Raw genomic sequence first — 4680 nt, 5'->3', positions numbered from 1 at the left:
AAAACGGAGGAGCAATTTTGCTCGTTAAAATAAAATTGCGTTAGGATAACCTGAAATAGCATTTTATGCTATAATTTTGCTGGTTTTTTTCGCAGTTTTATACATAAAATAATAACAAATCTCAAATTAGGAGGCGTTATGTCAGAGATCCAAACATTACAACCAAAATTACTGTGGAAATGGTTTAGTCAAATCTGTGCAATCCCACATCCATCTTATCAAGAAGAACAAATTGCTCAGTTCATTGTACATTGGGCAAAGGGAAAAGGCTTTTATGCTGAACGTGATGAAGTAGGTAATATTTTGATCCGTAAACCTGCAACCGCAGGTATGGAAGATCATGTGCCTGTAGCATTGCAAGCCCACTTGGATATGGTGCCACAAGCTAATGAAGGTACACAGCATGATTTTAAGAAAGATCCAATTCAACCTTATATTGATGGGGAATGGGTAAAAGCTCGTGGTACAACATTAGGTGCTGATAATGGAATTGGGATGGCATCTGCATTAGCAGTATTAGATTCTGAAGACTTGGTACACCCGCCTCTTGAAGTTTTATTAACGATGACTGAAGAAGCTGGTATGGAAGGGGCAATTGGCTTACGTCCAAACTGGCTACAAAGCGAAGTCATGGTTAATACCGATACAGAAGAGAATGGCGAAATTTACATTGGCTGTGCTGGTGGTGAAAACGCGAATATCTCATTAGAAATTGAACGTAAACTGAATACGTTTGAACATAGTTATCAATTGGTACTAAAAGGTTTATCTGGCGGTCACTCTGGTGGTGATATTCATACAGGACGAGCGAACGCAATTAAAGTACTTGCTCGTTTTTTAGCAAGACTGACTCAAGATGAACCTCAATTCCAATTTTCCTTAAGCGAGATTCGTGGCGGCTCTGTACGTAATGCTATTCCTCGTGAAGCTTTTGCTACATTAGTATTTAATGAAGGACTAGATACATTGAAAAATGCGGTTCAAGATTTTGAAAGTGTATTAAAACATGAGCTAGCAAAAGTAGAACCTAATCTAACATTTACACTACAATCTGTAGAAAAAGCGGATACAGTTTTCTCACAAAGTACAACACATAAAGCAATTCATTTATTGAATGTATTACCAAATGGTGTCATTCGTAATAGTGATGTGTTAGATAATGTAGTAGAGAGTTCATTAAGCATTGGTATATTGCGTACAGATGAGACTCATATTAAAGGAACAATTTTAATTCGTTCATTGATTCATAGTGGAAATCGTTATGTTGGTAGTTTATTGAAATCTTTAGTTTCTTTAGTCGGTGCTGAAGTTGAGTTTAATGGCTACTATCCAGGTTGGGAGCCACATAATGATGCGCCGATTGTGAACTTAACAGAGAGAATCTATGCGGACGTACTCGGGTATGCGCCAGTAGTTAAAGTGATTCATGCAGGTTAGAATGTGGTCTTTTGAAGAAAATCTATCCAAATATAGATATGGTTTCTATTGGACCAACTATTCGTAATGCCCATTCACCTGATGGAAAAAGTGCATTTTCCAGCAGGTTCAAATATTGGGCATTACGAATAGTTGGTCCAATAGAAACCATATCTATATTTGGATAGATTTTCTTCAAAAGACCACATTCTAAACCTGCATGAATCACTTTAACTACTGGCGCATACCCGAGTACGTCCGCATAGATTCTCTCTGTTAAGTTCACAATCGGCGCATCATTATGTGGCTCCCAACCTGGATAGTAGCCATTAAACTCAACTTCAGCACCGACTAAAGAAACTAAAGATTTCAATAAACTACCAACATAACGATTTCCACTATGAATCAATGAACGAATTAAAATTGTTCCTTTAATATGAGTCTCATCTGTACGCAATATACCAATGCTTAATGAACTCTCTACTACATTATCTAACACATCACTATTACGAATGACACCATTTGGTAATACATTCAATAAATGAATTGCTTTATGTGTTGTACTTTGTGAGAAAACTGTATCCGCTTTTTCTACAGATTGTAGTGTAAATGTTAGATTAGGTTCTACTTTTGCTAGCTCATGTTTTAATACACTTTCAAAATCTTGAACCGCATTTTTCAATGTATCTAGTCCTTCATTAAATACTAATGTAGCAAAAGCTTCACGAGGAATAGCATTACGTACAGAGCCGCCACGAATCTCGCTTAAGGAAAATTGGAATTGAGGTTCATCTTGAGTCAGTCTTGCTAAAAAACGAGCAAGTACTTTAATTGCGTTCGCTCGTCCTGTATGAATATCACCACCAGAGTGACCGCCAGATAAACCTTTTAGTACCAATTGATAACTATGTTCAAACGTATTCAGTTTACGTTCAATTTCTAATGAGATATTCGCGTTTTCACCACCAGCACAGCCAATGTAAATTTCGCCATTCTCTTCTGTATCGGTATTAACCATGACTTCGCTTTGTAGCCAGTTTGGACGTAAGCCAATTGCCCCTTCCATACCAGCTTCTTCAGTCATCGTTAATAAAACTTCAAGAGGCGGGTGTACCAAGTCTTCAGAATCTAATACTGCTAATGCAGATGCCATCCCAATTCCATTATCAGCACCTAATGTTGTACCACGAGCTTTTACCCATTCCCCATCAATATAAGGTTGAATTGGATCTTTCTTAAAATCATGCTGTGTACCTTCATTAGCTTGTGGCACCATATCCAAGTGGGCTTGCAATGCTACAGGCACATGATCTTCCATACCTGCGGTTGCAGGTTTACGGATCAAAATATTACCTACTTCATCACGTTCAGCATAAAAGCCTTTTCCCTTTGCCCAATGTACAATGAACTGAGCAATTTGTTCTTCTTGATAAGATGGATGTGGGATTGCACAGATTTGACTAAACCATTTCCACAGTAATTTTGGTTGTAATGTTTGGATCTCTGACATAACGCCTCCTAATTTGAGATTTGTTATTATTTTATGTATAAAACTGCGAAAAAAACCAGCAAAATTATAGCATAAAATGCTATTTCAGGTTATCCTAACGCAATTTTATTTTACGAGCAAAATTGCTCCTCCGTTTTTAAATAGGTGTGTCTATGAGTGAAAAATATGTAGTGACTTGGGATATGTTCCAAATGCACGCACGTAAATTATCAGAGCGTTTACTCCCCGCCTCTCAATGGAAAGGGATTATCGCGGTCAGTCGTGGTGGATTATTTCCTGCCGCAGTATTAGCACGTGAATTAGGTATTCGTCATGTTGAAACAGTTTGTATCGCGAGTTACCACGACCATTCAGAACAGGGTGAATTAAAAGTGTTACACCGTGCAGAAGGTGATGGTGACGGTTTTATCGTAGTTGATGATTTAGTTGATACAGGCAATACTGCGCGTGCAATCCGTGAAATGTATCCAAAAGCAAGATTTGTCACTGTATTCGCAAAACCTGCAGGTGCGCCATTAGTGGATGATTATGTCATTGATATTCCACAAAACACTTGGATCGAACAACCTTGGGATTTAGGTTTAACTTTTGTACCACCTTTGGCAAGAAAATAATTCAGCCTTAAATTTACAACATAAAAAAATGCGAGTAATAAACTCGCATTTTTTGTTATCTGTGATTCAACTTATTGATTAAATTTTGCTTTTAACACATCAAGTAATTGTTCTTTAGCGATCATTTCTTTTTCGCCAGAACGACGATTTTTATATTCAATTTCGCCTTTCTCAAGATTTTTCTCACCAATCACAATCATATGTGGCACGCCGATCAATTCCATATCCGCAAACATCACACCTGGACGCTCTTTACGATCATCGAAAATCACCTCCACACCTTGTGCCATTAAAGTGCGGTATAATTCTTCAGAAAATTGTTGCACGCTTTCAGATTTATGCATATTCATTGGTACAATAGCTACTTTAAACGGCGCAATATTTTCTGGCCAAATAATACCACGTTCATCATGATGTTGTTCAATCGCTGCGGCAATGACACGTGTTACACCGATACCATAGCAACCCATGATCATGGTTTGTGGACGCCCATCTTCGCCTTGTACTGTGGCATTCATTGCTGCTGAATATTTCGTTCCTAATTGGAAAATATGACCCACTTCAATACCACGTTTGATCTGTAACACACCTTTACCATCTGGACTTGGATCGCCTTCCACCACATTACGTAAATCGGCAATTTGTGGCACTGGTAAATCACGTTCCCAGTTAATACCAAAATAATGCTTACCATCTTGATTCGCGCCCGCTGAGAAGTTATCCATATTTGCAACAGTGCGATCAATCACAATTGGCATTGGTAAGTTAATTGGGCCTAAAGAACCCGTACCAGCCCCCACTACATTACGGATTTCTTCGTCTGTTGCAAATTGTAACGGGCTAGCGACAATATCGACTTTTTTCCGCTTTAATTTCGTTTAACTCGTGATCACCGCGCACTAACAACGCCACTAACTTGTGACCGCTTTCTTCAGTCGCGTGTACCACTAACGTTTTCACAGTTTTCTCAATAGGTTGATTAAAATTGTTCAACTAATTCGGCAATCGTTTTTGCATTTGGCGTATCGACTAAACGCAATGCTTCTGTTGGTGCACCACGTTCACCTAAAGCCACCGCTTCGGCGAGTTCAATATTGGCGGCAAAATCTGACTCAGTTGAAAAACACCACATCATCTTCA

Annotated in this window: 1 protein-coding gene and 3 pseudogenes; 2 read left to right on the top strand and 2 right to left on the bottom strand. The window is 38.6% G+C overall.

What is annotated here, in order from left to right; genetic code table 11:
• Nucleotides 1-138: 138 nt before the first annotated feature.
• A pseudogene (locus DYE19_RS11095) lies at nucleotides 139-1604 on the top strand (aminoacyl-histidine dipeptidase).
• On the opposite strand, the pseudogene DYE19_RS11090 reads toward DYE19_RS11095, so the two are convergent.
• Nucleotides 1556-2926 (bottom strand): annotated as a pseudogene (locus DYE19_RS11090) (aminoacyl-histidine dipeptidase); the annotation flags it as partial. The pseudogenes DYE19_RS11095 and DYE19_RS11090 sit on opposite strands and share 49 nt — an antisense overlap.
• 152 nt (nucleotides 2927-3078) lie before the next feature.
• Between DYE19_RS11090 and gpt the strand changes: the two are divergent.
• Complete coding sequence (gpt, locus tag DYE19_RS11085) at nucleotides 3079-3540, top strand: xanthine phosphoribosyltransferase (RefSeq protein ID WP_049214915.1); 462 nt, start codon at nucleotides 3079-3081, stop codon at nucleotides 3538-3540.
• A gap of 71 nt (nucleotides 3541-3611) precedes the next feature.
• Here gpt and proS read toward each other — a convergent pair.
• A pseudogene (gene proS, locus DYE19_RS11080) lies at nucleotides 3612-4680 on the bottom strand (proline--tRNA ligase); the annotation flags it as partial.

Origin of the sequence: Pasteurella canis (assembly GCF_900454865.1) — a bacterium.
GTDB classification, from domain to species: Bacteria; Pseudomonadota; Gammaproteobacteria; order Enterobacterales; family Pasteurellaceae; genus Pasteurella; species Pasteurella canis.
Note: the sequence above shows the minus strand (reverse complement) of the source record. Positions and strands in the feature narration are given on the sequence as shown.